A 16200-nucleotide genomic window follows, 5' to 3' on the forward strand; every position below is an offset into this window, starting at 1 on the left:
GTCGCTCGTTGCCGGTTGCGGCGTGGTTGAACGTTCGAATCGCAATCGACTGACCGAACATGCTCAACGCCCGACCTTCCCCGCGCCACAAGCCGCGCGGCGCGCCCACCCCGCTGGCGACCTCCCGGGCACTGGGTCGGGTCCCTCGCTTGAGCATGTTTGGTTGCTCGTTGCCCGTTGCGCCGCAGTTGAACGTTCACATCGCAAACGACTCACCAAACATGCTCAACGCCCAACCCTCCCCGCGCGGCTGCCGGGTCTGGGTCGGGGCAGCAAAAAGGGCCCACCCTCAGGTGGACCCTTCTCGGTGGAGCGGCTCAGGCCTGCTTCTTGGCCTCCGCGATCGCGGCGTCGAGGTCGAGTTCCTTGACCTGGCCGATCAGGGAGTCGAGCTGCTTGCCGCTCAGCATTCCGGCCTCGCGGAACACGAGCTGGCCCTTCTTGAAGGCCATGATCGTCGGGATCGACTGGATCTGCAGCGCGGTGCTGAGGTCGCGGGCGTCCTCGGTGTCGACCTTGGCGAAGACGACGTCCTCGAAACGGCCGGACGCGTCCTCGTAGATCGGCGAGAAGCGCTTGCAGGGCTGGCACCAATCGGCCCAGAAGTCGACAAGGACGATCTCGTTGTCCTGAACGGTGCTCTCGAAGTTTTCGGCGGTCAGGGCGGTGGTCGCCATGCGTGACCCCTTTCTCACATGTGGTCTCAGGTTTGTTCTACGTTCAACCACCTTGCCACGAAATCTATTCCGCGACGAGGTGGACGGCTACTTGATCGCGATGATGCGCCGCATCGGGAGCGGGATCTTGACCGGACCGCCCGCGAGCCTGCTGCGCAGGAACTCGATGGCCGCGCCCGCACGGTCGGCCTCGACGGGGGCCCGAAGGCCCGCGAGCAGCACGCTGGCGTCCGTCTCGTTGCCGACCTCGTAGTAGTACTTGGCGCGCGCGTCCTCGGCCTTGGTCAGCCCGACGGCGGCCAGGGCCTCCTTCGCCTTGAACTCGGTGGTGCCGGGCAGGTGCGGCGGCACCCGAAGGTAGCTGGCGAGTCTGCTGATGAGGCGGATGTCGTCGAGGTTGGCGGGGCGCATCGACGGGGTCAGCGCGGCGAACACGCCCCCGGGGCGCAGCACGCGGGCCGCCTCGGCCAGGAAGCGCGGCCGGTCGGCGACCACCGCGACGCCGAGCGAGGTCACCACCGCGTCGAAGGAGTTGTCGGCGAACGGCAGGTAGGACGCGTGGCCCAGCACGAGCGGGCCCCGTCCGAGCGACTGCGCGGCGGCCAGTTCCGATTCGGACCGGTCGAGGCCGATCACGGTGCGACCTGGGCGCTCCAGCCTCTCGATCATGGCCCCCGCACCGCAGGCGAGGTCGAGCACCAGGTCGGCCGACGACGACACCGAGCGGGCGAGCCATTCGTAGGGGGTGCGCCCGCCGCCGTAGGAGCGCGACAGGACGGCCTCCATGGCGCCCGGGTGCCTGCTACCGAACCACCTCAGCGTCTTGTCCACGTCAGTCGGCCACTTCCACGAACAGCAGTTCCGCGGCGAACGGGCTCAACTCGACGACCCGGTCGCCCAGGATCAGCGCGATGTGGTCCTCCATCCGTGACGCCTCGAACCGGGCGCCCGGCCGCAGCCCGGCGGCGGCGAGCGCGGCGAGCGTCTCGGCGTCGGCCTGGATGTTCTCGCTCATCCTGCGCAGCCGGAAGGCCCGCACATCGGTGGCGACGACATCGGCGAGCGGCTCCGCGCCCTGCCGGAACGGCTCGTGCTGGGTCTCGACGCCCAACTCGCGCAGGCCGGGGATCGGGTTGCCGTATGGCGAGAAGGTGGGGCTGTCGAGGATCGCCACCAGCCTCTTCTCGACGTCGACCGAGATCACGTGCTCCCATCGGCAGGCCTCGTCGTGCACCTTGTCCCAGTCGAGGCCGATCACCTCGGTGAGCAGGCACTCGGCGAGCCGGTGCTTGCGCATCACGTCACGGGCGAGCTTGGCGCCCGTCGGGGTGAGCTTGATGGTGCGATCCGGCTCGACGACAAGCAGCCCGTCGCGTTCCATCCGTGCGACGGTCTGCGAGACGGTCGGGCCGGACTGGTGAAGCCGCTCCGCGATGCGGGCGCGCAGCGGCTGGACGCCCTCCTCCAGCAGCTCGTAGACCGTTCGCAGGTACATCTCGGTCGTGTCAATCAGATCGCTCATGCCGACCCCCTTCACGTCCATCCTAGGCTGGGTCAATGCAGAGCAGACACGTCCATGTCGTGATCGCCCGCCCGGCGGGTGAGGTCTACGAGTACGCGGCCGATCCAGACCACCTGTCGGGGTGGGCAGCCGGGTTGGCGCAGGGTGAGGTGACGCGCGACGGCGATCTCCTCCTGGTCGACTCGCCGATGGGCGCGGTGACCGTGCTGTTCGCGCCGCGCAACCCGTTCGGGGTCCTCGACCACGACGTCGCGCTGCCCGACGGGACCACCGTGCACAACCCGTTGCGGGTGTTGAATCACCCCGACGGCGCCGAGGTGGTGTTCACGGTGCGCCAGTTGGGTGCGACCGACGCGGACTTCGAGCGCGATGTCGCGGCCGTGGCCGCCGACCTGAACAGGCTCAAGGACCTGCTGGAGGCTTAGGCAGGCTCGACGATCCACTCGCCGCGTCGCATCACGCCGACGAGCGCGCCGTCGTTGTCGACGAGGCAGATGTCTGCGTACCTGCCGGGGCTGAGCTGTCCGACCTCGGTGAGCCCGTGGAACGCCGCGGGGGTGGTCGCGGCCATCAGGGCCGCGTGGGGGATGCTGACGCCGACCTCCCCCACCACGAAACGGAACGCGGATGCCATCGTGAGCGTCGAGCCGGCGATCGCCCCCTGCGACCCGTCGACGGTGACGAGGCGGGCCGTGCCGTCCTCGACGTCGACCTCCAGTTCGCCGAGCACGTAGCGCCCGTCTCCCTTGCCCGTCGCGCTCATCGCGTCGGTGACCAGCGCGACACGGCCAGGGCCGGCGGCCTCGATGGCCATCGCTGCGATCACCGGCTGGTGGTGGATGCCGTCGCAGATCAGTTCGACCATCACCCGCTCGTCGACAAGCAGCACCGGCACGGGCCCGGCGTCGCGGTGGTGGATCGGCCGCATTGCGCTGAACAGGTGCGTCGCGATCGTGGCTCCCCATTCGATCGACTCTGCGGTGACGACCTCGTCCGCGTCGGAGTGGCCGAACGCGACGGCGACGCCGGACTCCACGAAGCGCTTGATGGCCGCCTCGGCGTGGTCGCGCTCGGGCGCCATGGTGATCATCTTCAGGGCGTGGCCACCGGCGGCGATCAGCCGCTCGACGGACTCGGCGTCCGGGTCGCGCAGCAGCGCCGCGTCGTGGGCGCCCTTCTTCGCCTCCGCAAGGTACGGGCCCTCGAGGTGGATGCCGCCCAGGTCGCCGGCCTCGACGAGGCCGCGCAGCACCGTGAGTTGCCGCTCCAACTTGTCGACCGGCTCGGTGACTGTGGACGCGAAGACTGTGGTTGAGCCCTGCGTGCGGTGGTAGTCGATGGCGCGCCGGTTCGCGTCGACGTCGGGATCGCCGAACGCGACGCCCACCGCGCCGTGGCAGTGCGAGTCGACGAAGCCCGGCACGGCCCACAACCGACCGCCGGAGCCGCCCGGCTCGACGGAGACGATCCGCCCATCCTCGACGGTGATGACGGCGTCCTCTACGACACCCTCGGGGGTCACCGCGTGGGCGACCTGCAACTGGGTCAGCGACATGCCCCCAACGTAGCCCTCGGGCGCCCGCGCCGCCGCTCCCGCGAACTTCGGATGCGCGTTTCACCCGCGACAGGGCCGGGGACCGGATCGACGCCGCGGGCCTAAGCTTGGCGCGTGCAGACACAGATCCCGGTTGACCTCCTGCCCGTCGACGGCCGCTTCGGCTCAGGCCCCGCGAAGGTGCGCCCCGATGCGCTCGACTACCTCGCGATACGCGGCGACGTGATGGGCACCTCCCACCGACAGGCGCCAGTGCGCGACCTGGTGCGGGTCGTGCAGGAGTCGCTCGCCGAGCTGTACCGGATCCCGGACGGCTACGAGGTGGTGCTCGGCAACGGCGGCTCGACGCTGTTCTGGGACATGGCGGTCTCCTCGCTCATCGAGAAGCGCTCCGCGCACGGCGTGTTCGGCGAGTTCTCCCGCAAGTTCGCCAAGGCCGCGGAGCGCGCACCCCACCTCGAGGCCCCTGTGGTCGCCGAGGCCGAGGCGGGCAAGGTCGCGGTGCCGAGCGCGGTCGACGGCGTCGACGTCTACGCCTGGGCGCAGAACGAGACCTCGACGGGCGCCGCGGCGCCGGTCTCACGCGTCGGCGACGGGCTGGTCCTGATCGACGCGACGTCGGCGGCGGGCGGCATGGACGCGCCGATCGGCGACACGGACGTCTACTACTTCGCGCCGCAGAAGAACTTCTCCTCCGACGGCGGCCTGTGGCTGGCGTTCGCCTCCCCCGCGGCGATCGAGCGGGCCGAGCGCATCAAGGCCTCGGGTCGCTGGCTCCCCGAGTCCCTGGACTTCACGGTGGCTGTGAAGAACTCCCGCCAGCACCAGACGCTGAACACGCCGGCGCTCGCGACCCTGTTGCTGCTCGAGGACCAACTCGGCTGGATGCTCGAACTCGGCGGCATCGAGGCGGTCGCCGAGCGCTGCCGCGAGTCGACATCGATCCTGTACCGGTGGGCCGAGGCCCGCGACTTCGCGTCACCGTTCGTGGCGGAGCCGGGCGACCGCTCCCCGGTGGTCGCCACCATTGACCTCGCCGACGACGTCGACGCGGCACGTGTCATCTCGATCCTGCGCGAGAACGGGATCGTCGACGTCGACCCGTACCGGGCGCTGAAGCGCAACCAGTTGCGGGTGGGCTGCTACGCGTCGGTCGACCCGTCCGACGTCGAGGCGCTCACCGCGTGCCTCGACTATGTGATCGACGCGCGGTAACTCAACGCCCGTAACTCAGCGGCGCACGAAGAAGGTCACGGCACCCGCCGCGACGGCCAGCAGGCCCGCCAGTGCGATCGCGACGATGGTGCCGGTGCGCGCCGGTTGGCTGGGCGTGCCGCCCTGCTCGGACCCCGTGTCGGGGCTGGCGGACGCCACGGGCGTTGCCTCCCCGGTGGCGGTCGGCGTCGGCGAGGCGGTTGGCTCGGGTGTGACGGTCGTGGTCGTGTCGGACGAGGGCACCTCTGCGGAGCGGATGCCCGGGTTGCCGCCGACGAATAGTTCGTCCCTCTGGCCGACGGTGATCGACTCATCCTGCGGGGCGCCGACGAGGGTGTCGGTGACCAGCGGGGCCCACTCGAGCGCGTCGATGTACTCGATGCCCGTCTCGGTGCGTAGCGCCATGGTGGTGCCGTCGGTGAGGAAGACGCCGTCGGTGACGCCCTTCGGCGCGTCGGCGACCCGGCGCAGGTCGTTCATGTTCTGGCGCGACGGGTCGGCGGGGGCCCGGTAGATGCCGGGGTCCTCGCCGCTGGTGACGATGTAGATGTTGCCGCGCCCGGACAGCAGCATCGCCTTCGCGTCGTGCGGGCCGTCGGGGTACTCGAAGTCATAGGCGAAGTACGTCGACTTGCCGTTCTCGGGCGCGCCGAGCCGGAAGATGACGACGTGGTCGCGGGCGAGACTCGTGTCGCCGATGTCGCCGACCCACAGCCGGCCGTCGCTCCACGCGAGCGCCTGCACCGACTCGGGTTTGCCGCTGAAGGTCCACTCGTCGCCGTTCTTGGCGTTGACGAACGTGCCGCGGTCGGCGTCGGGGCCCGCGAGCCACAGGTCCTTTGAGCCCGGTTCGACGGCCATCCCCACGACCGGGGTCGAGCCCTCCGGGGGCGTGATCTCTTCGGCCATGGCAGGCAGCGCCGCAAGGCTGAGGCCCATCGCGACGGCGGCGGCTGCGGCTGCGCCGCGAGGCAAGGTCTTCATCGGGAACCCAGCATAGCCACGCTCACCCGTTAGCGGTCACGGCGCTCCAGACGGCGCCGATGACCGCGAGGAGCACCAGGGCCACCAGGACCCCGGTCACAATGACGCGGCGAGTTCTCGGATTCATCGTGCTCGATGGTACGCCAGAGCTACGGTGGAAGCATGCTGAGGCTCGTGGTCTTCGCCATCGCGATCAACGACGTGCGCGACATCTTCGGCGCGGATGCCGCCCTCGCCGAGCGCCTCCGTCAGGTCGCGGCCACCCGCTTCGGGGAGGCCGCACCGCAGAAGAGGCACTGGTTCAAGCCCATGCAGCGCCGCGATCCCGACACCGAGGTCCGCACCGACCGGCCGCTGCGCACCGACGTCGACGCGCTGCTCAGCGGCGGCTACATCGAGCCCGACCGCACCGTGTTCTGCTGGCGCATCCTGCTCGCCTGGCTCGACGACCTCGCCGCCGCCCGCGCCGAGGTCGCCTGGGAGCCGGAGCGCTTCGACGCCGTCGAATGGGACCTGGCGCGCGCCGGGCTGAACAGCGACTACTCGCTGCGGCGACTGGCGGACAGGCAGATCGGCGCGCCGCTGCGCCCGCTGCAGGGCCAGGTCGTCGGCTACGCGAAGGCGGTACACGTCGCGGAGACGGCCGAGGCAGTCAAGGCCGCGCTCGCCGACCCCGAGATGACCTCGGAGACGGCCGAGTTCGTGGCCCCGATCCTGCAGGTCCTCGAGGTGGCTGCGGAGCGGGGCCTCGACGTCGTGGTGGTCGGCGCCGACTGACCTACTCGATCACCAGCACGAGGTCGCCGCCCTCGAGTTGGGTGGTCCCCGTCAGCACGACCCGCTTGACCGTGCCGCCGATCGGCGCGTTGATCGCGGCCTCCATCTTCATGGCCTCGATCGTGGCGACCGGATCGCCCGCGGCAACGACGTCACCCTCATGCAGAGTCGTGGTCACCGCGCCGGAGAACGGCGCCGCGACGTGGCCCTTGTTGGAGGCATCGGCCTTCTCGGCTGCCGCGACCTCCGACTTGATCGACAGGTCACGCACCCTGACGGGGCGGATCTGGCCGTTCAGCAGGCACATCACGGTGCGCTTGCCGCGCTTGTCCGGCTCGGAGATCGCCTCGACGCCCGCAAGCAGCGTGACGCCCTTGTCGATGGTGATGGCGTACTCGTTGCCTGGGCGCATGCCGTACAGGTAGGGCAGCGTCGGGAGCACCGAGATGTCGCCGAAGTCGTCGCGCTGCTGCTGGAAGTCGCGCGTCGGGCCGGGGAACAGCAGTCGGTTCAGCGTCTCCTGACGCCCCCGTCCCGGCTCCTGCAACGCGGTCAGGTCCTCCGCGGCGACCTCGGTGACGCGCACCGGCGTGCGGCGACCCTCGATGGCCTTGCTGCGGAACGGCTCTGGCCAGCCGCCTGCCGGCTGGCCGAGTTCGCCGTTGAGGAAGCCGATCACCGAATCGGGGATGTCGAAGCGCTGCGGGTCGGCCTCGAACTCGGCGGGGTCGGCGCCGACGGCGACGAGGTGCAGCGCCAGGTCGCCCACGACCTTCGACGAGGGCGTCACCTTGGTGGGACGCCCGAGGATCTTGTCCGCGGCCTCGTACATGTCCTCGATGGCCTCGAACTTCTCGCCCAGGCCGAGCGCGATGGCCTGCTGGCGCAGGTTCGACAACTGGCCGCCGGGGATCTCGTGCGAGTAGACGCGGCCGGTCGGCGCGGGCAGGCCCGACTCGAACGGGGCGTACAGCTTGCGCACGGCCTCCCAATAGGGCTCCAGGTCGAGCACGGCGTTCGGGTCGAGGTCGGGCTGGCGGGGCGTCTGGTCGAGCGCCATCAGCAGCGCCGACATCGGCGGCTGCGACGTCGTCGAACTCATGGCCGAGTTCGCCACGTCGACGGCGTCGACGCCCGCGTCGATCGCGGCCATCAGCGTGGCGAGTTGGCCGCCGGTGGTGTCGTGGGTGTGCAGGTGCACCGGGAGGTCGAAGCGCTCACGCAGGCCGCTGACGAGCCGTCGGGCGGCCTCGGGGCGCAGCAGGCCCGCCATGTCCTTGATGGCCAGGATGTGGGCGCCGGACTCGACGATCTTCTCCGCGAGGCGCAGGTAGTAGTCGAGCGTGTAGATCTTCTCGGCGGGGTCGAGCAGGTTCGACGTGTAGCACAACGCCACCTCGGCGACCGACGAGGTGGTGCGCACCGCGTCGATGGCCGGGCGCATCTGGTCGACGTCGTTGAGGGCGTCGAAGATGCGGAAGATGTCGACGCCGGTGGCGGCGGCCTCGGCCACGAAGGCCTCGGTCACCTCCGTCGGGTACGGGGTGTAGCCGACGGTGTTGCGGCCGCGCAGCAGCATCTGGAGGTTCTGGTTGGGCATCGCGTCGCGGAGCTTGGCGAGCCGCTCCCACGGGTCCTCGCCGAGGAAGCGCAGCGCCACGTCGTAGGTGGCCCCGCCCCAGCATTCGACCGAGAACATCTGCGGCAGCAGCCTGGCTTGCACGGGCGCGACCGCGAGCAGGTCGCGGGTGCGGACGCGGGTGGCGAGCAGCGACTGGTGCGCGTCGCGGTAGGTGGTGTCGGTGACGGCGACCGCGGTCTGCTCGCGCAGCGCCCTCGCGAACCCCTCGGGGCCGAGCGCGTCGAGGCGCTGCTTGGGGCCGTCGGGGCACGGCTGGCTCAGGTCGACCTTCGGGAGCTTGGCGCGGGGGTCGAGCTGGGTCGGGGCGTCACCGTGCGGCTTGTTGACGGTGACCTCAGCGAGGTGGCGCAGCAGCTTGGTGGCGCGGTCGGCGGGGGTGCGGGCCGATACGAGGTAGGGCCGCTCGTCGATGAAGGAGGTGGTGACGCCGCCCCGCTCGAAGTCGGGGTCGTCCAGCACCGCGCGCAGGAACGGGATGTTGGTTGCGACGCCACGCACGCGGAACTCGGCAAGCGCGCGGCGGGCACGCATGATCGCCATGTTCAGGTCGCGACCGCGGGCCGTCAGCTTGACCAGCAGCGAGTCGAAGTGGGGGCTGATCTCGACGCCGGTGCCGGTGGTGCCGCCGTCGAGGCGGATGCCCGCGCCGGAGGCGGAGCGGTACGCGGTGATCAGGCCGGTGTCGGGGCGGAAGGAGTTCAGCGGGTCCTCGGTGGTGATGCGGCACTGCAGGGCGGCGCCGCGGATCTGGAGGGTGTCCTGGCTGATGCCGATGTCGGCGAGGGTCTCGCCGTTGGCGATCCGCATCTGCGCCTGGACGAGGTCGACGTCGGTGATCTCCTCGGTGACGGTGTGCTCGACCTGGATGCGGGGGTTCATCTCGATGAACACGTGCTCGCCGGCCCGGGGGCCCTCGGTCTCGACGAGGAACTCGACGGTTCCTGCGCAGGTGTAGTCGATGGCCTTGGCGAACTTGACGGCGTCGGAGGTCAGCGCGGCACGCAGTTCGTCGGAGATGTGCGGAGCGGGCGCGATCTCGATGACCTTCTGGTGGCGTCGCTGGATCGAGCAGTCGCGCTCGAACAGGTGGACGGTGTTGCCCTCCTGGTCGGCGAGGATCTGCACCTCGATGTGCCGGGGGGCCGCGACGGCCTGCTCGATGAACACCGTCGGATCGCCGAAGGCGCCCTCGGCCTCGCGCATCGCGGCGCCGAGTTCGGACTCGAAGCGCGCGGGATCGTCGACGCGGCGCATGCCTCGGCCACCGCCGCCGGCGACGGCCTTGATGAACACCGGGAAGCCGATCTGGTCGGCGGCCTTCTTCAACACTTCGGGATCGGTCGAGGGCGCGCACGAGTCGAGCGTCGGCACGCCCGCCTTGCGGGCCTGTTCGATCGCGGCCACCTTGTTGCCTGCCATCTCGAGGACGGAGGCGTCAGGGCCGATGAAGGTGATGCCGTTCGCGGCGCAGGCGGCGGCCAGGTCGGGGTTCTCCGACAGGAATCCGTAGCCGGGGTAGACGGCGTCGGCGCCCGCCTCCTTGGCGGCACGGATGATCTCGTCGATGTCCAGGTAGGCGCGGACCGGGTGGCCCTCTTCGCCGATCAGGTACGACTCGGTCGCCTTGACGCGGTGATCGGCGTTGCGGTCCTCGTAGGCGAACACCGCGACGGTGCCCAAGCCCAACTCGTACGCAGCACGGAACGCGCGAACCGCGATTTCACCTCGATTGGCTACCAAAACCTTATGGAACATGGGCGTCATGCTAGCGGCCACGCCAGAGGGGCAGGGCATCGTCCCGATCCGGCGGGCACCCCCTTGACGTGAGGGGGAACGCGTGACGCCCCCGTCCGCTGAGCGCGGAACGGGGGCGTCGACGGGTCGCTCAGGCGCCGACGAGCTGCAGCAGCGCGCCCTGGAGGAAGTAGACGACGAACAGGCCTGCCACCACATACATCAGCGGGTGGATGCTGCGCGCCTCACCCTTGATGAGCCGGATGAACACGTAGGCCAAGAAGCCCGCGCCGATACCGACGGTGATCGAGTAGGTGAACGGCATCAGGATGATGGTGAGGAAGGCGGGGATGCCGATCTCGGGCTTGTTCCAGTCGACGTCGACGACCTGGGAGATCATCAGGAAGCCGACGAACACCAGCACGGGGCTGGCGGCCTCGAACGGCACCATGTTGACGAGCGGGGCCAGGAACACGGCGAGCAGGAACGCCGCGCCGGTGATGACCGACGCGAGGCCGGTGCGGGCGCCCTCGCCGACGCCCGCCGTCGACTCCACGTAGGCGGTGGTCGACGAGACGGAGCCGAGGCCACCGGCCGCTGCGCCGAGCGAGTCGACGAGCAGGATCTCGGTGGTGTGCGGGGGCAGGCCGTCCTCGTCGAGAAGGTCGCCCTCGGAGCCGACGGCCACGATGGTGCCCATGGTGTCGAAGAAGTCGGCGAGCAGGAGCGAGAAGACCAGCACGACGAGCGCGAGGAAGTGCCCGATGGCGAACTTGCCGTCGACGAGGAATGCGCCGAACATGTCGACGCGGCCGAGCAGGCCGAGGTCGGGCAGCGAGAACGCCCCGAGCGCCGGGGTGTTCAGGGACCAGCCTGCGGCGTTCTCGCCGCCGGGGATCTGCGGGCCGATATGTGTCACGGCCTCGACGATCACGGCGATGACGGTGGCGCTGAGGATCGAGATCAGCATGGCGCCCTTGACCTTGAGCACGTGCAGCGTGATCAGGATCAGGATGCCGATGAAGAACACCAGGATCGGCCAGCCGAGCAGTGAGCCGTTGATGCCGAGTTGCACGGGGGTGCCGCTGCCGGGGCGCACGATGCCAGCGTTGACGAGGCCGACGAAGGCGATGAACAGGCCGATGCCGACCGAGATGGCGGTGCGCAGCGGCTTCGGGACGGCCTTGAAGACGGCGGTCCGGAAGCCGGTGAGGACCAGGACGGCGATGATGACGCCCTCCCAGACGACGAGGCCCATGGCCTGCGGCCAGGTCATCATCGGCGCGAGCGTGAAGGCGACCAGCGCGTTCAGGCCGAGGCCAGATGCGATACCGAGCGGGAATCGTCCGACGACGCCCATCAGGATGGTCATGATGCCCGCGATCAGCGCGGTCGCGGCGGCGACCATCGCGATCGAGGCGCCGACGGCGGCGCCGTCGACCTGCGTGTGGGCGGCGTCGAGGAACTTCGGGGCGCCGGAGATGAGGTTGAAGTTCTTGTCAGCGGCGGTGCCGATGATGAGGGGGTTCAGCGCGATGATGTAGGCCATCGCGAAGAACGTGACGAGTCCACCGCGGACCTCGCGACCTACGGTCGAGCGGCGCTTGGTGATCTCAAAGAAGCGGTCGAGTCCCGACGCCGGGGGCGCGGTCTCGTTGGGCTGAACAGCCGAGGGAGGATTCGTAACCACGGGAGGTCATCGTAGAGCGCTTCGCCCCTTCGCGTGTGACCGGTTCCGCCTAATGGCCAAAGGCGCAGGTCATCGGCTCGACCTGCTCTGGGCGCCCGGCGAGGGCCACGGCCCGGTCGCCGAGGGTGGTGGAGGTCGTCCGCGGATGGGTCGCGGAGTCGGTCGAAGCGTTCCCTGCTGACGGGGTCGCTGAGCCGCGATCTGGCGCGAGCCGCGTGAGTCGCGAGTGGGTGAGTAACAGGACGCCGCGGTGAGGGCCCGGGGTTGAGCAGCATTCCTTGTTCGTTGCGTCAGTCGGGGCATTTGAACGATCAGATCGTGAACGAGTTGCCGAACTTGCTCAACGCGGAGCGCGGACCCGTTCGCTGAGCTTGTCGAAGCGTCCGAAACCCCCGACGCAGCGCACGGACCCGATCGCTGAGCCTGTCGAAGCGTCCGAGACACAGCGCGGCGCACGGACCCGTTCGATGAGCTCGTCCAAGCGTCCGAACCCCCAGCGCGGCGCACGCACCCGTTCGCTGAGCTTGTCGAAGCGTCCGAAACCCAACGCCGCGCGCGGACCCCTCGACGAGCTCGGGGAACGGCAAGGCGATCGCTGAGCTCGTCACAGCGCCCGAGGCCACTGCTCGCCCAGCCGGTCAAGCGTCCGAACCCCCAGCGCGGCGCGCGGACCCGATCGCTGAGCTCGTCGAAGCGTCCGAAACACGGCGCCGCGCTCGGACCCCTCGACAGGCTCGGGGAACGGCGAAGCCATGGCTGAACCTGTCGTAGTGTCCGAAACCCAGCACGGCGCGCGGACCCGATCGCTGAGCTTGTCGAAGCGTCCGAACCCCGAGCGCGGCGCACGGACCCCTCGACGAGCTCGGGGAACGGCGAAGCATGGCTGAACCTGTGGTAGCTGAGCCTCGACCCGGCGACGCCTCGGGTGAGTAACGGGACTTGAACCCGTTGAACCTGTCGAAGCGCCCGAACCCCCCGCGCGGCACGCGGACCCCTCGACAGGCTCGGGGAACAAGGACGCGCTCGGTGAACAAGGACGAGCTTGATGAACGAGAGGTGCGCGCGGGGGCGCGGATGCTCACGAGGCACGAGGCACGAGGACGTGCTCGGGGCACGGCGAAGCGCCGGACCCACTACGAGTCAGGGAGCGCTCGACGGATCAGTCGAAGAGGGCCTCGTCGACACCGATGGTGTCGAACGCAGGGGCCGGCAGTTCCTTGGGACGCTGCTCTGCCACGACGTCGGAATGGCCGCCGCAGCCATGGTTGAGCGAGACGACCTTGCCGTCGGATGCCGAGTACTGGTTGCTGCAGGCCCCGAACATCGTGCCGAGCGAGCCGCGCAGCGCGATGAAGTAGCCGCACGTCGAGCAAGGACCGGGGGCCTCCTGCGAGCCCTCGTCCTTCGGGCCGGGTGGGCCGGAGAGCCAGCGCTCGACCGTCTCGTCGCGGCCCTGGTGACTCAGCACCCGGGCTCGGCCGAGACCCAGTTCGGCGACGGTGGTGCGCAACTGCACCCAGTCGGCGTTGTCGGCGTCGACGGGGAGGTCGGTCGCCGCGAAGCCCGGCTCGAGGCGCGGATCGTTGTCGGGGGTGGCCATCAGCATGCCCGGGCCGATGTCGCCGGGGCCGATGCGGTCCTCCCAAGGCACCCACGCCGGGGCGAGCAGCGCGGCGGAACCGGGCAGCAGCACGACCTCGTTGACCGTCGGCTCCTTGGCGCGCGAGGCGCGCACCAGGGTGACGGCCCAGTGCCAGTCGGCGTAGCCGGGCAGCAGGCAGTCGAACGTGTGGGTGACGACCCGGTCGCCCGGCTCGGCCGTTGCGCTCAGATGCTCGCCGACGGCCTCCTCGCCGCCAGTCTCGACGGCGGCCTCGCGGGCCAGGTCGATCGCAGCGCCCGTGGCGGCGTCCAGCTTGGGAGTGGCCATTTACAGCTCCAGTTCGTCGGCGACGCGGCGCAGCACCTGGGCGACCTTGGACGCCTGCTTGCTGTCGGGGTAGCGGCGGTGCCGGTACCCGTTACCGAGGCCGTCGAGCATCTTGATCAGATCCTCCATCAGCACGGCCATGTCTTCGGGATTGCGACGCTGTGCCTTGGAGAGCGACGGGGGCGCCTCGAGGAGTCGCAGGCTGAGGGCCTGCTCTCCCTTGCGCCCCTCGATGACGCCGAACTCCACCTTCTGGCCGGGCTTCAGCGACGCAACGCCGTCTGGTAGCGCGTTGGAACGCACGTAAACGTCACCGCCGTCGTCCTTGGTGATGAAACCAAAGCCCTTCTCGGCGTCGAAGAAGCGCACTTTTCCGGTAGGCACGTCCGCCCTCACTTAGTTGAGTATCAGGTGAACGATCAGTCTATCGGTTCAGGCGCGGGCGCCCCAAGACGGGAGGTTCAGTCGCCGACGCGCCCCGTGAACGACTCGGTCTCCTGCACGTGGCGGAAGTAGTCGAGGTTCTTGAGCTTGGACGCGGCCGCCTCGTCGATGACGATGAACGCGCGCGGGTGGAACTGGAGGATCGACGCGGGCACGCTCGCGGACACAGGCCCCTCGATCATGGCGGCGATGGCGTCGGCCTTCTGCTCGCCGGAGGCGACCATCAGCGCGACGTGCGAGTCCATGATGGTCCCGAGCCCCTGGGTGACGCAGTGCCGCGGCACGTCGTCGATCGACGGGAAGAAGCGAGCGTTGTCCTCGCGGGTCTCGGGCGTGAGCGTCTTGATGCGGGTGCGCGAGGAGAACGAGGAGAAGGGTTCGTTGAAGCCGATGTGGCCGTTGGAGCCGATCCCGAGGATCTGCACGTCGACGCCGCCAGCCAGTTCGATGGCCTCGTCGTACTCGTCCGCCGCACCCTGCAGGTCCTCTGCGAGCCCGTCCGGGACGCGGACCCGCGACGGGTCCATGCGCAGCGGCTCGACCACCGTGCGGTTGATGACGCTTGCGTAGCTCTCCGGGTGGTTGCGCTCGATGCCGACGTACTCGTCCAGGGCGAAGCCGAGGGCGTGCGAGAAGTCGCAGTCGCCTGCCTCGACGCGGCGCGACAACTCCTGATACAGCGAGAGCGGGGAGCTACCCGTCGCGAACCCGACGACGGGCGTCACGACGCCGTCCAAGCTGGAGATGACCTTGTCGGCCGCCACCTTGCCAACTTCCTGCGCGTCCTTGCAGATGACAACTTCCATGGTGTGAACCTCACTGAGAACCGGGTATCTGGGATCGCTTGGCGATGCCCCACCAGCCTAGAACGCACCCGCCGGAAGTGCACACAAAGTGCCCACTTGCCGCCCCAACTGCGCAGAATCTCTGCACAAACGCGCATAGTGCCTCGTCGCACTAGAATGACGCCATGGCGAGTTGGAAGGACGGGGCCGCGTACGCCCCGGTGGAGCGACCCGATGGTTTCGCGACGCCCGTTGCCGATCCGTTGCCGGCGGCCGAGCCGTACCGCGCCGACACCCCGGGGCCGATGACGCACCCGCGTGGTTTTGAGCCGTTGGAGCAGCCCTCGTTGGCCCAACTCGGCGTCACCACGAAGGACACCAGGAACCCGCGCGAGGAGTTCGCCGTCGCATCGCTTGCGATCACCTCCGCCCCAGGTAAGGAGTCGGGCCGGGACCCGAAGGAAGCGTTCTCCGTCAGCACCTCCTCGCCGGTGACCGGTGGTCCTCCTCCCCCGACGGGAGCGCCGCTGTCGATGCTGCCACCCGCTGGGTCGCCCCTCTCGACGCTGCCTCCCACCGGGCCGAACCCGCCGCTGCCGAGCTACGTCGGCCAGTACGGTCAGCCGAACGCACCTCAACGGCCGGGCCAGCCAGGCCAGTGGCCGCCTCCGGTTCCCTACGGCGATCCGTCCTGGCGTCCCCAGCAGGTCAGCGAGGAGACCAGGCGGCAGAAGTCGTTGTGCTGGATCGCCGCGACCGTCGCAGGCTGCGGCGTGCTCCTGTCGCCCGCGGCACCGTTCCTGCTGGTCGTGGCAGGCGGCCTCGGGATCCGGACCCGGAAGCTCACCGGCTACCTTGGCCCGATCACGCTGATCGTGGGAGGGGCCGCGATGCTGTTCCAGTTGCTCGACGGTTCCTTGGGGAGGACCAATCTGCTGCTGATCGCGCTGTCGCTGGCGGCGAGCCTCGGCTTCTTCCTTGGCGGCGCCCGCGCCAAGTAGGTCGACTGTCCGCTGACTGTTCGGTCCCGGGCCGGGCGCGCCGAAGGCGCGCATTGCCGTCACGCGCGCGAGCGCTTCCCCCGCGTGACAGTCCTCCGAAAGATCGGACGCTTCGACAAGCTCAGCGAACGATGAGCAGACGCTCCGACATCTCGACCGACCCCACCCAGCGACAAGCTCAGCGGACGATGCCGCCAGCAACAAGGGCCAGCCTCCGTTCCCCGAGCTTGTCGAGGGGTCCGCA

14 protein-coding genes are annotated in these 16200 nt (G+C 69.6%); 4 read left to right on the forward strand and 10 right to left on the reverse strand.

Features of this window, described 5'->3' with window-relative positions; translation table 11 throughout:
- Nucleotides 1-317: 317 nt before the first annotated feature.
- From trxA to BW730_RS11565, 3 genes are all read right to left on the reverse strand, one after another.
- Nucleotides 318-677, reverse strand: coding sequence for a thioredoxin (gene trxA / locus BW730_RS11555; RefSeq protein WP_077686366.1), 360 nt, complete (start codon nt 675-677; stop codon nt 318-320).
- A gap of 87 nt (nt 678-764) precedes the next feature.
- Nucleotides 765-1508: a class I SAM-dependent methyltransferase gene (locus tag BW730_RS11560; protein ID WP_077686367.1), complete on the reverse strand. Its 744-nt coding sequence runs from the start codon at nt 1506-1508 to the stop codon at nt 765-767.
- 1 nt (nt 1509) lies between these two features.
- Nucleotides 1510-2199 (reverse strand): metal-dependent transcriptional regulator, encoded by a 690-nt coding sequence (locus tag BW730_RS11565; protein ID WP_077687641.1) that lies wholly within the window; start codon nt 2197-2199, stop codon nt 1510-1512.
- 35 nt (nt 2200-2234) lie between these two features.
- On the opposite strand from BW730_RS11565, the gene BW730_RS11570 reads away from it, so the two are divergent.
- On the forward strand, nt 2235-2624 hold the full coding sequence (locus BW730_RS11570) for an SRPBCC family protein (protein WP_077686368.1): 390 nt from the start codon (nt 2235-2237) through the stop codon (nt 2622-2624).
- On the opposite strand, the gene BW730_RS11575 is transcribed toward BW730_RS11570, so the two are convergent.
- On the reverse strand, nt 2621-3754 hold the full coding sequence (locus BW730_RS11575) for an N-acetylglucosamine-6-phosphate deacetylase (RefSeq protein WP_077686369.1): 1134 nt from the start codon (nt 3752-3754) through the stop codon (nt 2621-2623). The two genes, BW730_RS11570 and BW730_RS11575, sit on opposite strands and share 4 nt — an antisense overlap.
- 114 nt (nt 3755-3868) lie before the next feature.
- On the opposite strand from BW730_RS11575, the gene serC reads away from it, so the two are divergent.
- Nucleotides 3869-4969, forward strand: coding sequence for a phosphoserine transaminase (gene serC, locus BW730_RS11580; protein ID WP_077686370.1), 1101 nt, complete (start codon nt 3869-3871; stop codon nt 4967-4969).
- 15 nt (nt 4970-4984) lie between these two features.
- Here serC and BW730_RS11585 read toward each other — a convergent pair whose 3' ends face one another.
- Nucleotides 4985-5953 (reverse strand): hypothetical protein, encoded by a 969-nt coding sequence (locus BW730_RS11585; protein WP_077686371.1) that lies wholly within the window; start codon nt 5951-5953, stop codon nt 4985-4987.
- 162 nt (nt 5954-6115) lie between these two features.
- Here BW730_RS11585 and BW730_RS11590 point away from each other — a divergent pair, with 162 nt between their 5' ends.
- Nucleotides 6116-6730: a hypothetical protein gene (locus tag BW730_RS11590; RefSeq protein WP_077686372.1), complete on the forward strand. Its 615-nt coding sequence runs from the start codon at nt 6116-6118 to the stop codon at nt 6728-6730.
- A 1-nt stretch (nt 6731) separates the two neighbouring features.
- Here the strand turns inward: BW730_RS11590 and BW730_RS11595 are convergent, their stop codons facing one another.
- The 5 genes from BW730_RS11595 to nagB form a co-directional block, all read right to left on the reverse strand.
- Complete coding sequence (locus BW730_RS11595; RefSeq protein ID WP_471248200.1) at nt 6732-10166, reverse strand: pyruvate carboxylase; 3435 nt, start codon at nt 10164-10166, stop codon at nt 6732-6734.
- Between the two features lie 91 nt (nt 10167-10257).
- Nucleotides 10258-11655: an NCS2 family permease gene (locus tag BW730_RS11600; protein WP_418082050.1), complete on the reverse strand. Its 1398-nt coding sequence runs from the start codon at nt 11653-11655 to the stop codon at nt 10258-10260.
- A 1300-nt stretch (nt 11656-12955) separates the two neighbouring features.
- The gene (locus tag BW730_RS11605) at nt 12956-13726 is read right to left on the reverse strand and encodes a DUF3027 domain-containing protein (RefSeq protein WP_077686373.1); all 771 of its coding nucleotides are present in this window, start codon (nt 13724-13726) and stop codon (nt 12956-12958) included.
- Complete coding sequence (locus BW730_RS11610) at nt 13727-14110, reverse strand: cold-shock protein (RefSeq protein ID WP_077686374.1); 384 nt, start codon at nt 14108-14110, stop codon at nt 13727-13729.
- Between the two features lie 77 nt (nt 14111-14187).
- On the reverse strand, nt 14188-14976 hold the full coding sequence (gene nagB / locus BW730_RS11615; RefSeq protein WP_077686375.1) for a glucosamine-6-phosphate deaminase: 789 nt from the start codon (nt 14974-14976) through the stop codon (nt 14188-14190).
- Nucleotides 14977-15140: 164 nt separating this feature from the next.
- Here nagB and BW730_RS11620 point away from each other — a divergent pair, with 164 nt between their 5' ends.
- Nucleotides 15141-15956, forward strand: coding sequence for a hypothetical protein (locus tag BW730_RS11620; protein WP_077686376.1), 816 nt, complete (start codon nt 15141-15143; stop codon nt 15954-15956).
- Nucleotides 15957-16200: the final 244 nt, after the last annotated feature.

The organism is Tessaracoccus aquimaris (assembly GCF_001997345.1).
GTDB classification, from domain to species: domain Bacteria; phylum Actinomycetota; class Actinomycetes; order Propionibacteriales; family Propionibacteriaceae; genus Arachnia; species Arachnia aquimaris.

What these genes read in the sequence shown, in the direction of transcription:
- nagB (WP_077686375.1), bottom strand. Translation starts at nt 14,976, where the DNA reads ATGGAAGTTGTCATCTGCAAGGACGCGCAGGAAGTTGGCAAGGTGGCG.
- BW730_RS11575 (WP_077686369.1), bottom strand. Translation starts at nt 3,754, where the DNA reads ATGTCGCTGACCCAGTTGCAGGTCGCCCACGCGGTGACCCCCGAGGGT.
- trxA (WP_077686366.1), bottom strand. Translation starts at nt 677, where the DNA reads ATGGCGACCACCGCCCTGACCGCCGAAAACTTCGAGAGCACCGTTCAG.
- BW730_RS11570 (WP_077686368.1), top strand. Translation starts at nt 2,235, where the DNA reads ATGCAGAGCAGACACGTCCATGTCGTGATCGCCCGCCCGGCGGGTGAG.
- BW730_RS11600 (WP_418082050.1), bottom strand. Translation starts at nt 11,655, where the DNA reads ATGGCCTACATCATCGCGCTGAACCCCCTCATCATCGGCACCGCCGCT.
- BW730_RS11565 (WP_077687641.1), bottom strand. Translation starts at nt 2,199, where the DNA reads ATGAGCGATCTGATTGACACGACCGAGATGTACCTGCGAACGGTCTAC.
- BW730_RS11595 (WP_471248200.1), bottom strand. Translation starts at nt 10,166, where the DNA reads ATGCCCTGCCCCTCTGGCGTGGCCGCTAGCATGACGCCCATGTTCCAT.
- BW730_RS11620 (WP_077686376.1), top strand. Translation starts at nt 15,141, where the DNA reads ATGGCGAGTTGGAAGGACGGGGCCGCGTACGCCCCGGTGGAGCGACCC.
- BW730_RS11590 (WP_077686372.1), top strand. Translation starts at nt 6,116, where the DNA reads ATGCTGAGGCTCGTGGTCTTCGCCATCGCGATCAACGACGTGCGCGAC.
- BW730_RS11585 (WP_077686371.1), bottom strand. Translation starts at nt 5,953, where the DNA reads ATGAAGACCTTGCCTCGCGGCGCAGCCGCAGCCGCCGCCGTCGCGATG.
- BW730_RS11605 (WP_077686373.1), bottom strand. Translation starts at nt 13,726, where the DNA reads ATGGCCACTCCCAAGCTGGACGCCGCCACGGGCGCTGCGATCGACCTG.